At 38.2% G+C, this 18,192-nt stretch carries 15 protein-coding genes; 7 read left to right on the top strand and 8 right to left on the bottom strand.

The genetic code is table 11. The annotated features are described in order from the left end of the window. Positions 1–20: 20 nt before the first annotated feature. Positions 21–4,349 (top strand): CusA/CzcA family heavy metal efflux RND transporter, encoded by a 4,329-nt coding sequence (locus tag ACZZZK_RS04480; RefSeq protein WP_463483082.1) that lies wholly within the window; start codon positions 21–23, stop codon positions 4,347–4,349. Positions 4,350–4,351: 2 nt separating this feature from the next. Further along, on the top strand, positions 4,352–5,488 hold the full coding sequence (locus ACZZZK_RS04475; RefSeq protein ID WP_463483081.1) for an efflux RND transporter periplasmic adaptor subunit: 1,137 nt from the start codon (positions 4,352–4,354) through the stop codon (positions 5,486–5,488). A 1,284-nt stretch (positions 5,489–6,772) separates the two neighbouring features. Here the strand turns inward: ACZZZK_RS04475 and ACZZZK_RS04470 are convergent. Both ACZZZK_RS04470 and ACZZZK_RS04465 read right to left on the bottom strand, forming a co-directional pair. Further along, positions 6,773–7,609 (bottom strand): glycoside hydrolase family 28 protein, encoded by an 837-nt coding sequence (locus ACZZZK_RS04470; protein WP_463483080.1) that lies wholly within the window; start codon positions 7,607–7,609, stop codon positions 6,773–6,775. Continuing rightward, the gene (locus ACZZZK_RS04465) at positions 7,566–8,135 is read right to left on the bottom strand and encodes a hypothetical protein (protein ID WP_463483079.1); all 570 of its coding nucleotides are present in this window, start codon (positions 8,133–8,135) and stop codon (positions 7,566–7,568) included. Before ACZZZK_RS04465 ends, ACZZZK_RS04470 begins: the two co-directional genes overlap by 44 nt. Before the next feature lie 402 nt (positions 8,136–8,537). Between ACZZZK_RS04465 and ACZZZK_RS04460 the strand changes: the two genes are divergently transcribed. Then, positions 8,538–9,554: an aldo/keto reductase gene (locus ACZZZK_RS04460; protein WP_463483078.1), complete on the top strand. Its 1,017-nt coding sequence runs from the start codon at positions 8,538–8,540 to the stop codon at positions 9,552–9,554. 35 nt (positions 9,555–9,589) lie between these two features. After that, positions 9,590–10,171 (top strand): TetR/AcrR family transcriptional regulator, encoded by a 582-nt coding sequence (locus ACZZZK_RS04455; RefSeq protein WP_463483077.1) that lies wholly within the window; start codon positions 9,590–9,592, stop codon positions 10,169–10,171. A 454-nt stretch (positions 10,172–10,625) separates the two neighbouring features. Here the strand turns inward: ACZZZK_RS04455 and ACZZZK_RS04450 are convergent, their stop codons facing one another. The 4 genes from ACZZZK_RS04450 to ACZZZK_RS04435 form a co-directional block, all read right to left on the bottom strand. Further along, positions 10,626–11,522, bottom strand: coding sequence for an NmrA family NAD(P)-binding protein (locus ACZZZK_RS04450; protein WP_463483076.1), 897 nt, complete (start codon positions 11,520–11,522; stop codon positions 10,626–10,628). A 12-nt stretch (positions 11,523–11,534) separates the two neighbouring features. Then, the gene (locus tag ACZZZK_RS04445) at positions 11,535–12,464 is read right to left on the bottom strand and encodes an alpha/beta fold hydrolase (RefSeq protein WP_463483075.1); all 930 of its coding nucleotides are present in this window, start codon (positions 12,462–12,464) and stop codon (positions 11,535–11,537) included. Positions 12,465–12,541: 77 nt separating this feature from the next. Then, positions 12,542–13,111 (bottom strand): Crp/Fnr family transcriptional regulator, encoded by a 570-nt coding sequence (locus ACZZZK_RS04440; protein ID WP_463483074.1) that lies wholly within the window; start codon positions 13,109–13,111, stop codon positions 12,542–12,544. Positions 13,112–13,262: 151 nt separating this feature from the next. Continuing rightward, complete coding sequence (locus tag ACZZZK_RS04435; RefSeq protein WP_463483073.1) at positions 13,263–13,778, bottom strand: RNA polymerase sigma factor; 516 nt, start codon at positions 13,776–13,778, stop codon at positions 13,263–13,265. A 174-nt stretch (positions 13,779–13,952) separates the two neighbouring features. Here ACZZZK_RS04435 and ACZZZK_RS04430 point away from each other — a divergent pair, with 174 nt between their 5' ends. Next, positions 13,953–14,315, top strand: coding sequence for a response regulator (locus ACZZZK_RS04430; protein ID WP_463483072.1), 363 nt, complete (start codon positions 13,953–13,955; stop codon positions 14,313–14,315). 924 nt (positions 14,316–15,239) lie between these two features. On the opposite strand, the gene ACZZZK_RS04425 is transcribed toward ACZZZK_RS04430, so the two are convergent. Further along, positions 15,240–15,467: a DUF7695 domain-containing protein gene (locus ACZZZK_RS04425; protein ID WP_463483071.1), complete on the bottom strand. Its 228-nt coding sequence runs from the start codon at positions 15,465–15,467 to the stop codon at positions 15,240–15,242. A 259-nt stretch (positions 15,468–15,726) separates the two neighbouring features. On the opposite strand from ACZZZK_RS04425, the gene ACZZZK_RS04420 reads away from it, so the two are divergent. Both ACZZZK_RS04420 and ACZZZK_RS04415 read left to right on the top strand, forming a co-directional pair. After that, positions 15,727–16,305, top strand: a complete 579-nt coding sequence (locus tag ACZZZK_RS04420; protein WP_463483070.1) for a DUF5025 domain-containing protein — start codon at positions 15,727–15,729, stop codon at positions 16,303–16,305. A 749-nt stretch (positions 16,306–17,054) separates the two neighbouring features. Further along, positions 17,055–17,450 (top strand): hypothetical protein, encoded by a 396-nt coding sequence (locus ACZZZK_RS04415; RefSeq protein ID WP_463483069.1) that lies wholly within the window; start codon positions 17,055–17,057, stop codon positions 17,448–17,450. 316 nt (positions 17,451–17,766) lie between these two features. Here the strand turns inward: ACZZZK_RS04415 and ACZZZK_RS04410 are convergent, their stop codons facing one another. Continuing rightward, a complete protein-coding gene (locus tag ACZZZK_RS04410) occupies positions 17,767–18,180 on the bottom strand; it encodes an ester cyclase (protein WP_463483068.1) in 414 nt (137 codons plus the stop codon). Between the last annotated feature and the right edge of the window lie 12 nt (positions 18,181–18,192).

Here is an 18,192-nt window from a genome sequence, read left to right as displayed (position 1 = left end):
AAAGATCATATTCATTTTTTATGCTTAATAAAATCATTGGGTTTTCTGTGAAGAATAAACTCATCGTGGCGTTGTTTACCATCGCCCTAATTATATATGGAGTTTTTGAGCTCTTTAAATTGCCGGTAGATGCTGTACCCGATATTACCAATAATCAAGTGCAAATCATTACCGTAGCACCCTCTTACGGCGCAACAGATATTGAGCGCTTGGTCACTTTTCCTGTAGAACAGGCTAGCAGCAATATTGCAGGGATCAAGGAAATTAGGAGTTATAGCCGGTTCGGTTTATCACTTGTTACACTGGTTTTCAATGATGATGTAGATGTTTATTGGGCCAGGCAGCAGGTTTCAGAACGACTCATCGTTGTACAGGAATCCATTCCAGATGGAATTGGAAAACCCGAAATGGGCCCCATATCAACGGGGTTGGGGGAAATTTACCAATATGTTGTCAGGCCGGAAAAAGGTTATGAGGGTAAGTACGACATTACCGAACTTCGAACTATTCAAGACTGGGTAGTTCGCCGTCAGTTGCTTGGGGTGAAAGGTGTTGCCGAAGTGAGCAGTTTTGGTGGTAAACAGAAACAATATCAAGTTACTATCAGTCCTGGTAAGTTGCAATCGCATGGAATTACCATCGCCGATATTTTTGATGCGCTGGAAAGCAATAACCAGAATACCGGCGGGGCTTATATTGAGAAGCAATCTACCGTGCTTTACATCAGGAGTGAGGGATTGATTGGCAACAAGGAAGATATCGAGAATGTGGTAATCAGGAGCAACAAGGGTGGTGCGCCTTTACTGATCAGAGACGTTGCAGAAGTAGTAATTGGTTCTGCAACCAGATACGGCGCACTTACCTATAACAACCAGGGAGAAGTTTCTGGTGCAATTGTGATGATGCTAAAAGGAGCCAATAGTAATGTGGTAATTAAAAGTATCAAAGAAAAGATTGCCGAAATCCAGAAAACCCTGCCCAAAGGCGTAGTTATTGAACCTTTCCTGGATCGTACCAATATGGTAACCAATGCAATCAGTACTGTACAGACCAATTTATTGGAGGGTGCACTGATCGTGGTTTTCGTGCTCGTACTATTTTTGGGAAATTTCAGAGCTGGTTTGCTTGTGGCATCTGTTATCCCTCTATCTATGCTTTTTGCTGTCATCATGATGAACCTTTTCGGGGTTAGCGGAAACTTAATGAGCCTTGGCGCTTTGGATTTTGGTTTGATTGTAGACGGAGCCGTCATTATCGTAGAGGCAGTCATGCATCAGCTTAGCCACAATAAACGGTTTGCAGGTCTAACCATGCTTTCTCAGCAGGAAATGGATAAGCAAGTAAAAAGTGCCTCTTCAAAAATGATGAACAGTGCGGTCTTTGGACAAATTATTATCCTAGTGGTTTATCTGCCCATTTTTGCCTTACAAGGTATTGAGGGGAAGATGTTTAAACCAATGGCGCAAACAGTGGCCTTTGCCCTGCTCGGGGCATTTATTCTCTCATTAACTTACATCCCGATGTTGAGCAGTATTTTCCTGAGCAAAAAGATTAAAACCAAGCAAAACTTTTCAGATCAGATAATGGGTAAAATCGAATATCGATATCAATCCTTACTAACAAGGGCATTGCGAATCCCTAAGATCATCATCGGGTTCGTTGTTTTTCTATTCGTGATTGCTGTTTTTCTGCTTAGCAGGATGGGCGGCGAATTTATTCCATCAATTGAGGAAGGTGACTACGCGGTTGAAACCAGGGTGCTTTCGGGGAGTAGCCTTAATACTACAATGGAAAATGTACAAAAAGTTGCAGGTATTCTGAAATCGAGGTTTCCGGAGGTGATCAATGTAGTGACCAAAATAGGAAGCAGTGAAGTACCTACCGAACCTTTGCCAATGGATATGGGTGATATGATCATCAATCTGAAACCCAAATCGGAATGGACAACATCTAAATCTTTCGATGAACTTTCTGAAAAGATGGGCGCAGCGGCAGCCGAAGTTCCAGGGGTAACCACTAGTTTTCAGTTTCCGGTACAGATGAGGTTTAATGAGCTCATGACTGGTGCCAGGCAGGATGTGGTGTGTAAGATTTTTGGCGAAAACCTGGATACGCTGGGGATTTTTGCCAAGCAGTTGGGGAACCTGGTCAAAACTGTAGATGGCACCACTGAATTGTATGTGGAGCAGATTACGGGTACACCTCAGATCGTGATTAAATACAACCGGGCAGCTATCGCACAGCACGGTTTGAATATCTCAGAAATCAACAGAAATATTAATGCAGCATTTGCTGGCCAGAGTACCGGGCTGGTATTTGAAGGAGAAAGACGGTTTGATCTAGTGGTGAGGTTGCAACACGATCAGCGGAAAGATATTCAGGATGTTCAGAATTTACTGATCCCGACACCTGCCGGAATACAGATTCCCTTAAACCAGGTGGCATCAGTGGCATTGGTCGATAGTCCGAGCCAGATTCAGCGTGAAGATACGCGACGAAGAATATTGGTTGGTTTTAATGTGAACGGCAGAGATGTGGAAAGTATTGTGGAAGAACTTCAGGAGAAGGTAGCAGCGCAGATTAATTTGCCTACGGGCTATACTGTTAGCTTTGGCGGCTCATTTGAAAACCTCAATGAGGCGAAATCACGTTTATCTGTTGCGGTACCGGTTTCATTGGTGCTGATATTTTTACTCTTGTACTTTGCGTTTAATTCCATTAAATATGGCCTGCTGATCTACACTGCCATTCCACTTTCGGCAATCGGAGGAATTTTTCTGCTTTCCATCCGGGGAATGCCTTTTAGCATCAGTGCCGGCGTCGGCTTCATAGCACTTTTTGGAATTGCGGTACTCAACGGAATCGTTTTGGTGGCAGAATTCAACCGGATCAAAAATTCCGGAGAAACCGATTTAAGAAAAATTGTAACCAACGGAACGGTAACCCGGCTGAGACCTGTACTGATGACCGCTTTTGTGGCATCACTTGGTTTTTTGCCTATGGCGCTAAGTAATGGTGCAGGTGCATCCGTCCAAAGACCTTTGGCGACAGTGGTAATCGGTGGGTTGATGATTGCCACACTACTCACTTTGTTTGTACTACCTGTTCTTTATATTGCTTTTGAAAAAGGCATTAGGGCAAAAGTTGCAAAACCGGTTATTACCTCGCTTTTGGTGTTGATAGCTTTTCTGCCAGCCAGCGCTCAACGAAGAATTTCTGTTGAAGAAGCCGTTGAAACGGCCGTGGCGAATAATTTATTGATCAAAAACCGTCAATTGAGGGCAGAACAGGCCAAGCTGCTCATCAACACAGGAAGTAATTTTCCAAAAACTGTAGTTGGGGCAGAGTACGGAAATTTCAATAGTCCGCTTAGAGATGATAAGTTCAGCATCTCTCAAAGTTTCAGTTTGCCAACTGTATACAACAGGCAAACCAGACAGCTGAGCGAGGAGTGGAAGGCTATTTTGATGGAGGTGAATGTGAAAGAAGCCGAGATTAAAAAAATCACAAGGTCTGTATTTTATGAGCTGATGGTGATTGATGAGAGGGAGAAGGTGTTGAAAAGAATGGACTCGGCCTATATCGCATTTTTAAGGGTTGCTGCATCGCGACTTAAAGCCGGGGAAACCAATATACTCGAAAGGGCATCTGCCGAAAATCAGCTGTCGCAGTTAAAAATCCAAGAGAAAAACCTTGTTCATGAAAAAGAATTACGGTTACGAGAACTCATGCTTTTAATGAATACCAATGAAAAACCTGTTCCCATTTCAGATAAGTTAAAACTGGATGTACCACCAGATGACAGTTCATCACTTGCATCCCATCCTGATTTGAATTTGCAACGGCAGCAGGAACAGGTTGCAGCAGCAGCAATCAAAGCAGAAAGTGCAAAGCTCTTCCCTGATGTTTCTCTGGCATACAATAATATGAGCCTGCAGGATGGGATCCGTTATGACCGTGGGAACAGGTTTCAATCCGTTCAGCTTGGTATAGAAATCCCGGTATTTGCTGGTGCCCAGCGGGCCAGGATAAAATCTGCCAGAACGCAACAGCTGATTGCTAAAAATGATACGGATTACCGTAACAAACAGTTGCGTGCAGAATTTGAAAGTGTAACCAGGCAGGTAGGTCAGTATGCAGATATAGTTGAAGAATATGAGAACACTGCGTTAAAAAATGCAGTTGCCGTAACGCTGACATTGGATAGACAGCTTAAAATCGGAGAGATCAACTATCTGGAATGGACCATCCTCAATCAACAATCTTTACAGGTGCAGCTCGATTATTTTGACGCAGTAAAAAACCTGAACAACAGCATTATCAATTTAAATTATCTTCTATCAAAATAACAATGAATTTCAAGTCATATCAACAGTTCTTAGTCTGCGCATCCTTGTTTGTATGCTTATTTGCCTGCAATGGCGAGGAAGAAAAACTTCCGGAAGAACCTAAAAAAACAAATAGTAATCTAGTGTATCTGAATGCGAAAGAAGCTAAAAACATTAATCTGGAAGTGGGCGAAACGAAACTTCAGGACGTGAGCAAGGTGCTGAAATTAAGCGGGCAGATAGACGTTCCTCCCCAGAATCTGGTTTCGGTGAGCATTCCTTTGGGTGGCTATCTGAAATCGACAGAAATGCTACCGGGAACGAGGGTTCGCAAAGGCCAGATATTGGCGATAATGGAAGATCCGCAGTATATTCAGCTTCAACAGGATTACCTGAGGGCAAGCAACAGACAAGGTTTTGCTATCAAAGAATATGAACGCCAGAGGGAACTGAACAGTACTAAAGCTAGTAGCGACAAGGTGCTTGAGCAGGCCGAAAGTGAGCTGAAAAACCTGAATGTGGAAACCAATGCCCTTGCAGCTAAACTCAGCATGATCGGAATCAATAGCAGGAAACTGACGACCAGAAACATTTCACGTACGATCAGAATTTACTCGCCCATTAATGGTTATGTAAGTAAGGTAAATATGAATGTCGGTAGATATGTAACCCCATCAGATGTGATGTTCGAGCTGATCAATCCTGAGGATATTCATTTAAACTTAACGGTTTATGAAAAAGATCTGGACAAAGTTTCCATTGGACAACGGGTGAGCTCTTACACCAATAATAATCCCGATAGGAAGTTTAGCTCCAGCATTATTCTGGTGAGCCATTCCTTAAACGAAAACAGAAGTGCCGAGATACACTGTCACTTCGATCAGGAAGATAAGAGCTTAACACCTGGCATGTACATGAATGCTGAAATCCAGCTGAATGCCAAAAAAGAGAAAGTGATACCCAATGATGCCATTGTCAATTTTGAAAATAAGGACTATGTATTTATCAAAGAAAACGATTCCACCTTCCGTATGACTGCCCTGCAGAGAGGGGTGTCAGAAAATAATCAAACGGTGGTGGGAAACAGTTTAGATGGGAAGGAGATCGTTTTACGCGGTGCATATTCTTTATTGATGAAGTTAAAAAATACTGCAGAGTAAAGCGAAAGAAGGTAATCTAGTGAAATGTGATATTTTAATCATAGATATTAATGATAAGTAATATTCAAATTTTATTTAATAGCTATAAAAAATTGAATAGTATTTGCACTTTTCCAGATGAGGCAAAAAATGATAGTTAAGTGAAAAGTTTCATTTTGTAAACCAATTTTTTTTTGCCATAATCGTTGCAATTAAACTTACAGCTGAAAGAAAGATATACAATAGGGGTTGAATACTTTTATTGTTTGAGACGGAAATGATATTATACGATTGTTTGGCTTATCCAAATTAACCGTTTAATGAAGAAATAACTCGGCTTATTTTTTTATGCTATTTATGAATTCTGTTGGAGTTTGACTTGTTTGAGTTGTAGAGAATCTCATCAGATGTTTCGGTTCAGGAAAATGAAGTTGGTAAGCTATCTCGAATAGTTTTATTTGAGTGAAGGAGCGAATTTTGTATTTCAAGCAGTAAGCGTTGTTTTAGCAATTTGGTAGCCGTAGTGTTGAATTGGGCCTTAACGGCGTTGTTGCATGAAATCTTGCTAATACCCAATATTTCAACATAATCAGCAATCCGCTGTTTATCTTTAATATGGATCTCCATTAAGTTTTTGAAAAGGAAAGCAGAATTATGCTGTGTGCTTCTTAACGAGAGCCCATACTGCTCAGAATACTGGCGATTTAAAGTCTGGAGCAGATAGTATAACAAGGAGCGAATAATATGGACGCTATCTATCTTACTATATACTAACTCCTTTTTTATTTCTGTCAACAGGTTGCAGTATTTCAGCATCTCATCCTTATCAATATTAATCTGTAAAGGATGAACCAACTGATAAAAGCATAATAAACGGTAAGTAAAAAGCTTATCGGCAAAGAAATTGTTTAAGAATGCTTACTGAAAAATTAAGGTAGTAACCTGCAGATCGTTAAGATATAATTTAAATTCTCGATTTTGAAAGGCGAAATAAAGATAACCGAACCATCCCGTAATTCGATTTCTTAATGCAACATATATAGCGGATAAGATATATCGCCTAAAAATCTGCAAATTCTATTCTCTCTTTGTGATTCCATCACACCACTAGCACCAATTCTATCTTTTTTTATCCAGTTGCAAGTAGTAATTAGATAGCTAAACCAGAAGTATAAATTTTACCGAATAAAATCATGACTCATGAATATTGATTAATACAGCAAACTGTTAACAGGATAACGATAAAGGAGCTTTTGGCTGGAATAATTTTCTCTCTTTCAAGGAACATATTTTCTTTTGATAATGTTATTGAATTTTGAAAGCAATAATGTTTTCGTGAATATGAGACCGGTCGCTTATCTCAGCGGCGTTAACCTGTTTTAATGTAACGTTTTTTACGGGAAGTTTTTGCTCCCCTAAAATTCTGGATATGAACTTTACCTGCTTTGCACTAATCTGGTTAAGTTGAACATTTTTAATGGGCGTAAGCCTGATCTCTATAGTGGGAACCAGGTTTTTCCACTGATATAACACATTAGTTTCAATCCCTAGGATCCCCTGGTCAATTTTTCCAGCTTTGAGATTGTTGGCATAAATGTTTTTGACATAGCCACCCATCCGCTCATTTGTTTTAATAAATATTAGGTGATTAAGTTTGGCACCATCCTGTACCTCGCAATTTTCGATCAGCACATTTTCTACACCACCAGAAAGTTCACTTCCTATAGCCAGCAGTTGATGGCCATTTTTCACAAAACAGTTTCTGATGACGATATTTTTAGATGGTCGCCCCAGCCGCCAGCCTTCGGGATTACGTCCGGACTTTATTGCAATTGCATCATCGCCCTGATCAAAGACGCAATCCTCTATCAGCACGTTTTCGCTCATTTCCGGATCTATTCCATCATTATTGTGCCCGTGCGCATAGACCTTGACTTTTCTGATCACCACGTTCCTAGATAGATAAGGATGAATTGTCCAAAATGGGCTGTTGGTTATCTTAATTCCTTCAAGCAACACATTTTCACAACGGTTGAACTGAATAAACTGGGGACGAAGGTGGGCCGTATCATTTACCATCTGGCGCTCTTCAACAGGCCTATAAGTTGCTGCAAGGTTGTAAAGGCGTTTGATACTCTCCATGTGTGGTTTGGGACGAGCGAACCACGTTTTCCAAACATCCATCTGCGCCTTTATTTCCCCTTCTCCAGTTATTGCAATATTTTTGCATTGATAGGCATAAAAGTGGGGCATAATTTAAGCATTCCATCCCCTCCCAACTGGTATTTACTGCAGGTAGGTAATCATCAGGGTTTTTAGAAAACAACAGTAGCGCACCTTTGTTCAGGTGCAGATTTACATTGCTCATCAAAGTAATTTTACCGGTAAGCCATTCTCCCTCTGGGATTATTACCACGCCCCCTTTTGCGCTGTTTGCAGCTGAAATTGCAGCAGCAATGGCCTGGGTGGTTTTTTCTTTATTGCCTTGTTCCGCTCCAAAGTCTAATATGGAAAAATGCGGACTGCGGGAGAAGTCTGGATACGTAACAGGGGGCATTTTAAATGGCGTAACCAACTTTATAGTTTTTAGACTAACAGCATTGTTTGAAAGTATAAAGGATGATCCTATTGCAACAAATAGTAGCAGAAAAATAATGTATTTTCTCATATATATTTGGTTAGTTCTAGAAGCGCTGATCAATTTAAGATCAAATCTTGTAGTAGCTTTTCATACTAAACTGCGAAAAATATTTGTACCAACCATCCTGTAGCTACCCGTATATTTTTTATAAGGAATTGATCATTTGCACTTTCTGAAGCTGAACGTGTATAATGCTAGTTTAGGTACATCTGTATTAAAAGAAAATACAATAGGTCGAGATACTATTAAGGTATGGAACCAGCTAAATAGTTCGTTTTTTGAGACGAAAAAATTGAGTACAAAACCCTCAACCTATCAAAAATCCACCATTTCTTGATAATCTCGGCCATCCAATTATTTGCCTATTGAATTTTAAAAATTTAGCTACATTTGTAGACCGACCAGTCAGTCGGTTTAATCTTGATTTGTATGAAATTTAAAAAGTTAGGAAGTTCAGGACTCATTGTTTCTGAATTTTGCTTAGGAACTATGACATTTGGGGATCACCCTGTTTACAAAGAATTAGGAGGGTTAAATCAATCGGATGCCGATCAGTTAGTGAAGCATGCAATAGATGCCGGCATTAATTTTATAGATACTGCGAATGTATATAGCGGAGGAAGGTCTGAAGAAATCACCGGACAGGCTATCAAGAACCTGGGAATTGACCGGGATTCTTTAGTATTGGCAACCAAGGCAAGGTCAGCGATGGGTCCGGGGATGAATGATAAAGGTTTATCCCGCAAACACTTGATGCAACAGATAGATGCAAGTCTTCGACGTTTAGGTACAGATTATATAGATCTCTATCAGATGCATTCTTATGATCCATTGACCCCTGTTGAAGAAACTCTTGATGTGATGGATGATCTGGTAAGAAGTGGGAAAGTGCGTTACATTGGAGCAAGCAATGTTCCAGCTTGGTTTTTATCTCAGGCGCTATCTTATTCAAAATATAACCGTATAGAAAAGTTCATATCGCTTCAGGCTTACTATACCGTTGCTGGAAGGGATATTGAACGAGAGATTATTCCATTGTTAGTTAATCAAAATGTTGGGCTAATGGTTTGGAGTCCACTTGCAGGAGGATTATTAAGTGGTAAATATTCAAGATCCGGGGATAACGATTCAGGAAGGCGTAAAACTGTAAACTTCCCATTGGTTAACTCCGAAAGGGCATTTAACATATTAGATGTTCTGCACGTGATGGCTAAAGAAAAAAATGTTTCTGTTGCCCAGCTGTCCCTTGCCTGGTTACTACACCAACCTGCGGTGACAAGTATTATCATCGGAGCAAAAAGACAAGAACAATTATCTGATAACCTTAACGCAGCCAATGTTAAATTTACAACTGAGGAATTGACCACACTTGATGAGATCAGTCAATTGCCGGCAGAATATCCCGGATGGATCTTAGAATATACAAAGGGTGACCGCAACTTGTAATAAGTAATAATTGAAATGTTCTAACTTTGGCAGCAATGACTGGGAACAATATATCCAAGAAAGAAAAAATTATTATCGCCGCAATTGATCTCTTTGTGGATCGTGGCTTCGATAAGGTTGCAACAGCCGATATTTCAAAATCTGCAGGAGTTGCTACGGGTACGCTTTTTCATCATTTTTCTACCAAGGATGATATTATTACATCAAGTTATGTGTACGCAAAGCGTAATTTTATAGCCCAGACAAAAACTAAAGAAACCGCAAGTGATGTTAGAGAGCACTTGCGGTGTATGTGGAATAACCTAATAGAATGGTCATTGGCACATCAAAGTGAATTTGGCTTTATTCAACAGTTTGTTAACTCAGCTTATTATAAAAAACAGATTATGCAGGAGGACGATACCTGGCTTGAATTACTTGAATGGTGGAAAGCAGCCATCTTAAATAAGCAAATCAAGGATGTTCCTGTTGAGTTTCTTATAAAAATGTATAGCACCTTACTGTATAGTACGATTAACTTCCTGATTCTTAATCCACAGGAAAAAGAGAGATATTTTCAGGTTTCTTTCACTTTATGTTGGGATATGGTTCGTACAAGAACAGACGAAACGAAATAATGGAAAAAATCTGGTAAGCAGATAGATACACAAATGCCAATGTTATCATTATTCCCTGGTTATTTAATAAGTTTCAGGAGGTAGGGCTTGAGAATATAAAAGTAAGCAGAGTTGCCTACTATTGTCCTAAAGTACTCCGCTTTTTTCCTATTTTATCATAAACTCATTTCATTAATCAAATTTAATTTTTAGTTTTTGATAATGAGTAAATGATATATATAATAGCAAATTAAAGTTCGTTTTTTGAGACAACTTGCCACTTTTCATAATTGGTGGTTATAAAGTTAAAGAGCCGATATAAAGCCGCGGTTCCTCAATAAGCCAAACATTTTTTTGATTGTAGTCTGATAATATTTTCAAATAACCTTTGTCAATGACATAGATCATTCTAAGATTCCGCAAACAAAAATCTTTTGGAAAACCATTCATAATACCAAAGCCAAGGTTCCTATTATTATTTTAGGAAAGATTGCAGGAATTCTGAAGCAGAAGTCCATACTAAGTTTTCATACCTATTGTTATCTATGACTGAATGTTGAGTAGAATACATTGAATAAAGGTATTGCGACTGCTGCCACTTTGAATATAATTCTCTCTCTCCCGAAGGATTGCTTGCCCGTTGCAGCTTGATCGAATCTGAAAATTGATCCATTTCACCAAGTTTATGAACAGTATATGTTTGTCCGGTAATCGACTTAATTTGTTCAGCTAACATTTTTGGACTGATTTGAAAACTGGCAATATGTAAATCACGTGGAGTTTGCTCATGTAGGGCTACCTCAGAAGTGAAGGCAGCAGTATTTTTTACTGTTGTAAAGTCTAGTTTCCAATCCGCTTTATCGCCCCAATACCCAATGGTTTTATTTTTAAGATTTAGTATCGGTGTGTTATATTGGAGAATATCAGCAAAGGCACCATTAAAAATAGAGGTGGTCACTATTTTGGTTTTGTCGATATATTCTTTGAACGATCTTCTTAGGTCAAAGTTCCGGTTTTCTCCTGGAATCAATGCATTATAATCCGTGCAGAAATCTGATGGTATAAATCGTTTCACTCCAGCGCTCAATGCTGCATCTAACAATCTTTTTTGCGTGTCTAAAATCACCTCGGTTAGTCCTGCCAGTGCTGAGACCACGCAGCCAACACCTTCGCACGCTTTTCTCAGATTTTCAATATCATCATAATCTACAGGAATAATCTCTATTCCGGCATCTTTTAAAACCGATAATTTGGTAACATCGCTGTCCTTCCGTACCAGTGCTTTCACTGCTGCACCACGCTTCACTAGTGCGAGACAGATCATTGAACCGAGATTTCCTGTGGCGCCGGCTACTAAAACTATTTTCTTCATGATTTACTTCGTTTAATTTTTTAAGAAGGTATTTATTGAATCAACAACCATTTCAGGGCATTCCTCGAACATATAGTGACCGCTCTCTGTGAGGTCCACCATGGAACTGTTCTGACATAGGTAAGGCATAGCCATTTTCATATATTGATAGCTCACATTACTGCCGATTCCAAGTACGGGCATCGAAAGTGGTTGGTAAGTTTTGGCATCCTCAATATCCTGAGCAAAGCTTTGATACCAGGCGTTTGATGCCCTTATGCTTTCTTCGTCATTATAAGCATCGGCATAAATTGCTCTTTCCTGCTCACTCATCCTTTTGGGGTCTATCATTACGTAATTGAACAGCCAATCAATCAGATATCGAAAACGGCCTTGAAGAATCTTTTCGGGGAGTTCTTTGACCTGATTAAATCCCATCCACCAGGCATAAGGCATATTGGTATCCATTTTATCCCCGAAAGTACCTGCGGCTGGTATTAAAGGCATCTGCAACATCCCTTGGCTTGGATGCAGTCCATCGGCCACGATCAGCTTTTCTATATACTGCGGATGATTAAATGCCAAAGCCATCGCCACCATGCCACCAATATCATGACCGATGATATTAACCTTTTCAAGACCAAGTTTTTTAATTAACTCCAGTATATCTTCGGCCATGTTTTTTTTGTCGAATCCCAAGCCTGGTTTTTCTGTAGTACCCATACCTCTGATATCTACGATGATCAGCCGATGTTTCTTTGATAGTTCTATTGCTACCTGACGGTAAGAATACCAGGTTTGCGGCCAGCCAGGCAGGCATATCAGTGGATCTCCGGTTCCACCCTCTACATAATGAAGGTCAATTCCATTTACGTTAACATAATGGTTGGCGAAACCCGGAAACTGTTTGATAAGTTCACCGTCTGAATATAAAATTTGTAACTCTTTTGAATGATCGCTCATGTTGTATGCTTTGTTTTGTGTGACCAAAGTTAACGCCAGAGCATATTGGAAAAACTACCAGATGGTAGAAAATTCGCTTACCTGATCTTGTTCCTGATCCTGCTCAAAGCGTTAGGGGTGATTCCCAGTATCGAAGCAAGCTGGTTTATTGGTATTTTCTGAAGCATTTCGGGTGTTGATAAAAATCTAAGGTATCTTTCTTCGGCAGATAGCGTTTGGAAATTTAATAACTGATCGATCATCCTTGCAGCTGTTGCTTCCCAGATTTTCCGGCCAAATTCATCCCAGCCAGGGATATAGGCATAAAGGAAATCCATATCCTTTTTATCAAGGACAATTAGTTCTGTTTCTCCAATGGCCTGAATATTAAACCGGGTCGGCTTTTGTGGATGGAGACTGGAAATCTCGGTAAAGAATTCGTTTTGAAAGCATACCCAGGTAGTGGTTTCCCTGTCATTGAATTCATAATAAAACCTCAGCCCACCTTTAACAATGTAGTAGTATTGATTAGCGATCTGTCCAGCTTTTAACACCAACTTACCTTTAGGGATAACTTTCAGTCTGCACTTAGAAATGACCAGGTCTAATTCTTGGGGCTCAAGATAAACCTTTTCGCCAATGAATTTCCTAAAATTTTTAACTTCCATCTATACTTGCAAACTTACTACAAAGCTTAAAACTCTTATCATGATAATCATTTAAAACAATAAGAACTTACATCTAAAACTCGATCCAGACAGTCACAAGCAGAGATGTTTTAAGAACAGAAAACCCATATAAGTGGCTCTAATATTTTGACTAACTGATTTTCTCTTTGTACATCTTTAGCATCTTTGAAAGATGTTTACGAGCTTCGTGGATTCTTGTTTTGACAGTTCCAATTGGAATTCCAATTTCTTCTGCAATCTCATGATACTTGTAACCTTCAACATATCTAACAAAAGGTGTTGATAGGTGTACAGGTAATTTCGCCAATGCAACATTAATATCTCCCATAACCAGATTGCCTTCAGATGCATTGCGAGTCGCACTTAGCATTAGGTTGGCAGATGAAATCTCCTCTTCCTGAGTGACCATAGTTTGGGTCTTTACGTTTTTACGGTAATTATTAATAAACGTATTCTTCATGATGGTGTATAACCACCCCTTTAAATTCGTCCCTTCATCAAACTTATCATAATTCTTAATGGCTTTCATCATAGTATCTTGCATAAGGTCTTGTGCATCATCTACGTCATTAGTAAATTTTATTGCATGGGCTTGTAATGAAGATGTTTGCTCATTAATCAGAATATTGAATTGATCAAAGGTCATGGTTTTTTGTTTAAAGGTAATCTAAACCGTATCAACAACAATACCACAAGCAAAGACTTATTGTAACGTTAATGCCGCCAATATTCGTTGTCATGGATAAATGATTTATAATGTTTAAATTTGATAGTAAGTTTTTGGTTCTTCGCCCATAAACAACTGCTATTCTCTCTCAACATGAAAACAATTCTTATAGTTGAAAATGAGCCATCCAACTTAGATGTGTTGACCATTACAATGGAAATGGAAGGTTATATGGTCGCAACTCTTCCTGATGGCAAAGGCTTCATTAAATTAGTCAGAAAGATGCAGCCAGATTTGATAATTCTTGATATTGAACTTGGTGAGCATGACGGCAGATTGCTATGTAAAGAGCTTAAAAGTCTAGATGTTACCAAGCATATACCCGTAATTATCGTATCTGCTTCGAACGAAGCTAAAATTAGCACTGCCTTAGACCATGGTGCTGATTGCGTAATATTAAAGCCTTTTGATATCGATCGTTTATTAAAAGAAGTAAGGATTCTTCTTACAGATTAATTCGATAATGAGGGTCTAGCATTTAACCTTACGGTTAAATGCTAGGAATTCTACTGTTATTTTGCTGAAATCAAAACCGGTACTTTTTTTGCCTCGGCTCCGCATTAGAAAGAGCGAAGTATATCTTTTCATTAGCCGTTAAGCGCTTAACCAGATGATGGGCTGTTTCAGATCTGGATTTTTTCCACGATATGGTTGATGATGAAATTACAAGTTTAAAAGCAGAGAAAGATAAAATAATGAGGCAGGTAAATACTGCTTGCATAAGAATCAGCAAACTCTTCCTGAAAATTGTCTCTTTTGTCTTTTTTCTCATTCCTGTTACCGGTAAGCGACAAGTTACAAAAATATATTTTTAAGGTAAAAGTTTTGTAACATAAAGCCGCTACTAATTAATCTGAAACGTTGGCTCTATTTTAATACCGGTGAGCAAGGTTTTGAAAGATAATCCTCTACTTTAAGGATCAACAGTAGAGAAAATTTCATGTCTATCGTCTGCAGGATAACAATATAGGAAGTTTAAATTTATCTGGCCAAGGCATCGAGTCGGATATTGGAAGAGCAACTAAGCTAGCCTCGTTAAGAAACAATCATCTTTGTAACGTGTTATTTAATAGGTAACAAAATTTTAGATATGAAATGTAATAGTTATAACGCCTTAGGTGTGAGCTTAACCTTATCGTTCGTTTTCTGAGACAGATCGCGGGTTGTTTGTGGTAATTAAAAGGGCTTCATTAGTAGAACAAAATCCAATAGGGTCGAAATACTATTAAGGTCCGGAACCAGCAAAATATTCGTTTTTTTGACACAATTCTATTTACAATTGTTGATGTAATCCGAAGTTTGTGGCAGTTCGTTTTTGTTTTTTTATATTGTTTTTGAACGCTTTTAACCTACTAGCAGAAAGAATAAAAAATGGTAAAATTAAAACATTAACGTAAAATTGGATTTATTGGCGGATGATAAGCCATCTGTGATTACTAAGGGTTTCTGGAGTTCGATAATCCTTAAATTAAATCCCCCATCTACGGCAATGAAACCACATGAACATACCTGCAGGTCATATTGGCTATGACTAGTAAGTATATTTCCGCAATTATTGCACAGCGCCTGGTTTGCTTTAAGATTTACCATGCCTGTCTTAGTATTCATTGTTCCAAATATATGGTACATATGCATTTTCTGCAATCTGTAAAAGTTTTTTGTAGTTGCAATTGTAAGGATAGTCATTGCTGATATAAAACCTTGGCGGGCGGAATATTATAATGGAATTAGTTAACATCTTATCGATAGTCCAAATTTTAATTTTTGAGGTTACTTAATTATACATTCTTTAAATTTGGGTTCAATTTAGAATACGATAACAAGACTAATTGCAATTAAAGAAGAATGAATACTATATTTGATTACTATGAAATCTAAACTTATAATTTTCTGTGTAATAATTTCTTTATTGACAGCTTGTGAAAAAGAACACACAGAAGTGATTGCTAAAGATAGTTACATACAATATTTTCAAGCTAACATTGCTGGTAAACCAATTAATATAGAGGGGCCTATTGCTACTAATCGTGATATTTTCCATGGAAGTTGGACTATACTCGGAAACAGCGATGGAACAAGCAATGAAATGTATACAGTGAATGTAAAGGTTCCAAAAGAAGTACTTAATACTACAATTAGTTCAAAATTGCGGTTTCAGATCTTTGATATTAAAGCCCGCGAATATCTAATAAATAGTAAAAATGCATTTCAAAAAGATTTTTCAACCCATGTTTATCTTGTAACTGAACTAGGAACTTCAGCTTCAAAAACCTTTACAACAACTGAAAGCAAAACGGCATTTAAAATTTCAATTTCAAAATATGAAAAACCAAAGGATGGATCCGTTCCTTTTGTCGGAGGGAATTTAAATGGTGTGTTATATAATACCAGAGACTTGCAAGATTCAATTGTAATAAAGGATGCTGCCTTCGAAGTAAGATTTTAGATTTGAATAATTTAGTTAAAGTAACTTCGGTAACTTTCTGTTTTCGAAATTAATTTTATTTAAATTAAACTTCAGCTAATACATTTTTTTTTTGTAAAAAAAAATATTAGTCTATTGATACTTTCGTTTTTTGAGACAATTTGGTGCTTCTCAATTAATTGATTTGAAAATCATTTTTACAGTTTCAGATTTCGTCGCAAGTAATTATCCCTATGTCTAAACTTATTTATAATCAGTTAATTACCATATTTTTTTACTAGTTTTACTAAAAGATTTATATGATGGTCAGAACAGGGATAATCCGCTCATATAATAGATTTGCGAAAATCGGTATCATTGAAGACGGAAACCAACAAAGAATTAAATTCTATTCTAATTTAGATACTTCATCCTTTAAAATTGGTGACCTTGTTCATTTCGAGATTAACCTGTCCCAGAATGGCTTGCATGCAATTAATGTTTTAAACATAATCGAGATAAATGGCATAAAAGTCAATTTGAGTTAAACCAATCTCATTCCGGTTCGGTCGCCTTCAACTGTAAAATCTTCAATTAGTTCGTTTTTTGAGACGCCTTTGTGTTTCTTTTCTTTAAAAACATATAAAGTTTTAATTTATAATCTTCTCGCTATTTATATCAACAAAAGAAGTAGAGCCATAAATTCTTTTTAGTATTAATTTATTTGAATTAAAACAAATTTTTATTGGCACCACATAGTTTTTGCTTAAACTTAATACATTTACGGCGTTATGGATGAACAGGAAATTTTTGAAGCATGTTTCTCTTTGGCGGAAGATCTTATGTGGGAAAAGAATACCGCCCCATTAGAGAAAATTGCGGACCAGATTGATGAACTCTCAAAGACGACTGATAAATATGTGAGCATCGTTAAAAAGAATTTTTTTATAATCGAGGATTTGCCCAACCGGCAAGAAATAATGGTCAGTGTAATTATACACCTCAATGCTTTAGCAATCCCACCGTTGAAGGGTAATTATGATTGGTTTGAGTTTTCGTTGATTACACTTTTAGAAATAGTTAATCCTTATAGTTCCGCAGGGAAGCGTGGCCTACCTTTCCTACTGGCAGCTCGAAACGGTCTTGATCAGATGATCGAATGGGCTAATTATCCCGAAGACGAATAACTTGGTTTTTGAAACACTTTTTTATCTGTATTAATTTGTGTTTATTAACTTACACCTGAAAGAAAGATATGCAGTAGGGGATGGATACTTTCTTTTTTTAGATTTTGTTAACTCCGGCTATCCATCGTTATTTCGTGGTGTTCACGAATCTGTGCAGGTAAAGGAGCTAACTATGGGAACCACTTCCCAATCTAGTATTATAAAAATCACATTAGTGAGCTGGACAATGATGTCCCATATTTTTTTATAACCAACAAACTAGAAACCAGGTTATCCCCTGTTTACAGACAACCTGGTCAATGTATGATCGAATTAGTTAGCCAACTTTAGCACCAATTTGTTTCAGAATACCTAACTCATCCGAGCTTCCCCAGCGTTCGGACATTTTGCCATCTGTAAACTTGCTGATCTGCATGCCCCTGATATTGATTGAATTGCTGGTTGCAGGAATTCCCATGAAGTCGCCCTTATGCGTTCCTGTAACCCGGTAGGCAAAAGAAACAGTGTCGTCATCAGCAGACATTTGTTCTACTTCCAATTTCATATCAGGAAATGCCTCTCGCATCATACCGAAAAATTTAGCATAGCCTTTAGGCCCCGATAGCTGACCTGGTGCAGGATCATGATCTACTGAATCTTCAGCCACTATTTCATTAAATTCCTCATAATTACCACTGTTGACAGCCTCACCAAATTTCTTCTGTGCCGCAATATTTGCTTCTTTACTCATCGTTGCTATTAT

It is taken from the genome of Pedobacter sp. AC163 (assembly GCF_979258665.1).
The sequence above is the reverse complement of the archived record's forward strand: the minus strand, read 5'-3'. Positions and strand labels throughout refer to the sequence as shown.

Excerpts from the sequence above, each read along its gene's own strand:
- ACZZZK_RS04425 (WP_463483071.1), bottom strand. The coding sequence starts at position 15,467 with ATGAATACTAAGACAGGCATGGTAAATCTTAAAGCAAACCAGGCGCTG.
- ACZZZK_RS04460 (WP_463483078.1), top strand. The coding sequence starts at position 8,538 with ATGAAATTTAAAAAGTTAGGAAGTTCAGGACTCATTGTTTCTGAATTT.
- ACZZZK_RS04440 (WP_463483074.1), bottom strand. The coding sequence starts at position 13,111 with ATGGAAGTTAAAAATTTTAGGAAATTCATTGGCGAAAAGGTTTATCTT.
- ACZZZK_RS04475 (WP_463483081.1), top strand. The coding sequence starts at position 4,352 with ATGAATTTCAAGTCATATCAACAGTTCTTAGTCTGCGCATCCTTGTTT.
- ACZZZK_RS04465 (WP_463483079.1), bottom strand. The coding sequence starts at position 8,135 with ATGAGAAAATACATTATTTTTCTGCTACTATTTGTTGCAATAGGATCA.
- ACZZZK_RS04435 (WP_463483073.1), bottom strand. The coding sequence starts at position 13,778 with ATGACCTTTGATCAATTCAATATTCTGATTAATGAGCAAACATCTTCA.
- ACZZZK_RS04455 (WP_463483077.1), top strand. The coding sequence starts at position 9,590 with ATGACTGGGAACAATATATCCAAGAAAGAAAAAATTATTATCGCCGCA.
- ACZZZK_RS04450 (WP_463483076.1), bottom strand. The coding sequence starts at position 11,522 with ATGAAGAAAATAGTTTTAGTAGCCGGCGCCACAGGAAATCTCGGTTCA.
- ACZZZK_RS04445 (WP_463483075.1), bottom strand. The coding sequence starts at position 12,464 with ATGAGCGATCATTCAAAAGAGTTACAAATTTTATATTCAGACGGTGAA.
- ACZZZK_RS04430 (WP_463483072.1), top strand. The coding sequence starts at position 13,953 with ATGAAAACAATTCTTATAGTTGAAAATGAGCCATCCAACTTAGATGTG.
- ACZZZK_RS04420 (WP_463483070.1), top strand. The coding sequence starts at position 15,727 with ATGAAATCTAAACTTATAATTTTCTGTGTAATAATTTCTTTATTGACA.
- ACZZZK_RS04470 (WP_463483080.1), bottom strand. The coding sequence starts at position 7,609 with ATGGAGAGTATCAAACGCCTTTACAACCTTGCAGCAACTTATAGGCCT.
- ACZZZK_RS04480 (WP_463483082.1), top strand. The coding sequence starts at position 21 with ATGCTTAATAAAATCATTGGGTTTTCTGTGAAGAATAAACTCATCGTG.
- ACZZZK_RS04415 (WP_463483069.1), top strand. The coding sequence starts at position 17,055 with ATGGATGAACAGGAAATTTTTGAAGCATGTTTCTCTTTGGCGGAAGAT.
- ACZZZK_RS04410 (WP_463483068.1), bottom strand. The coding sequence starts at position 18,180 with ATGAGTAAAGAAGCAAATATTGCGGCACAGAAGAAATTTGGTGAGGCT.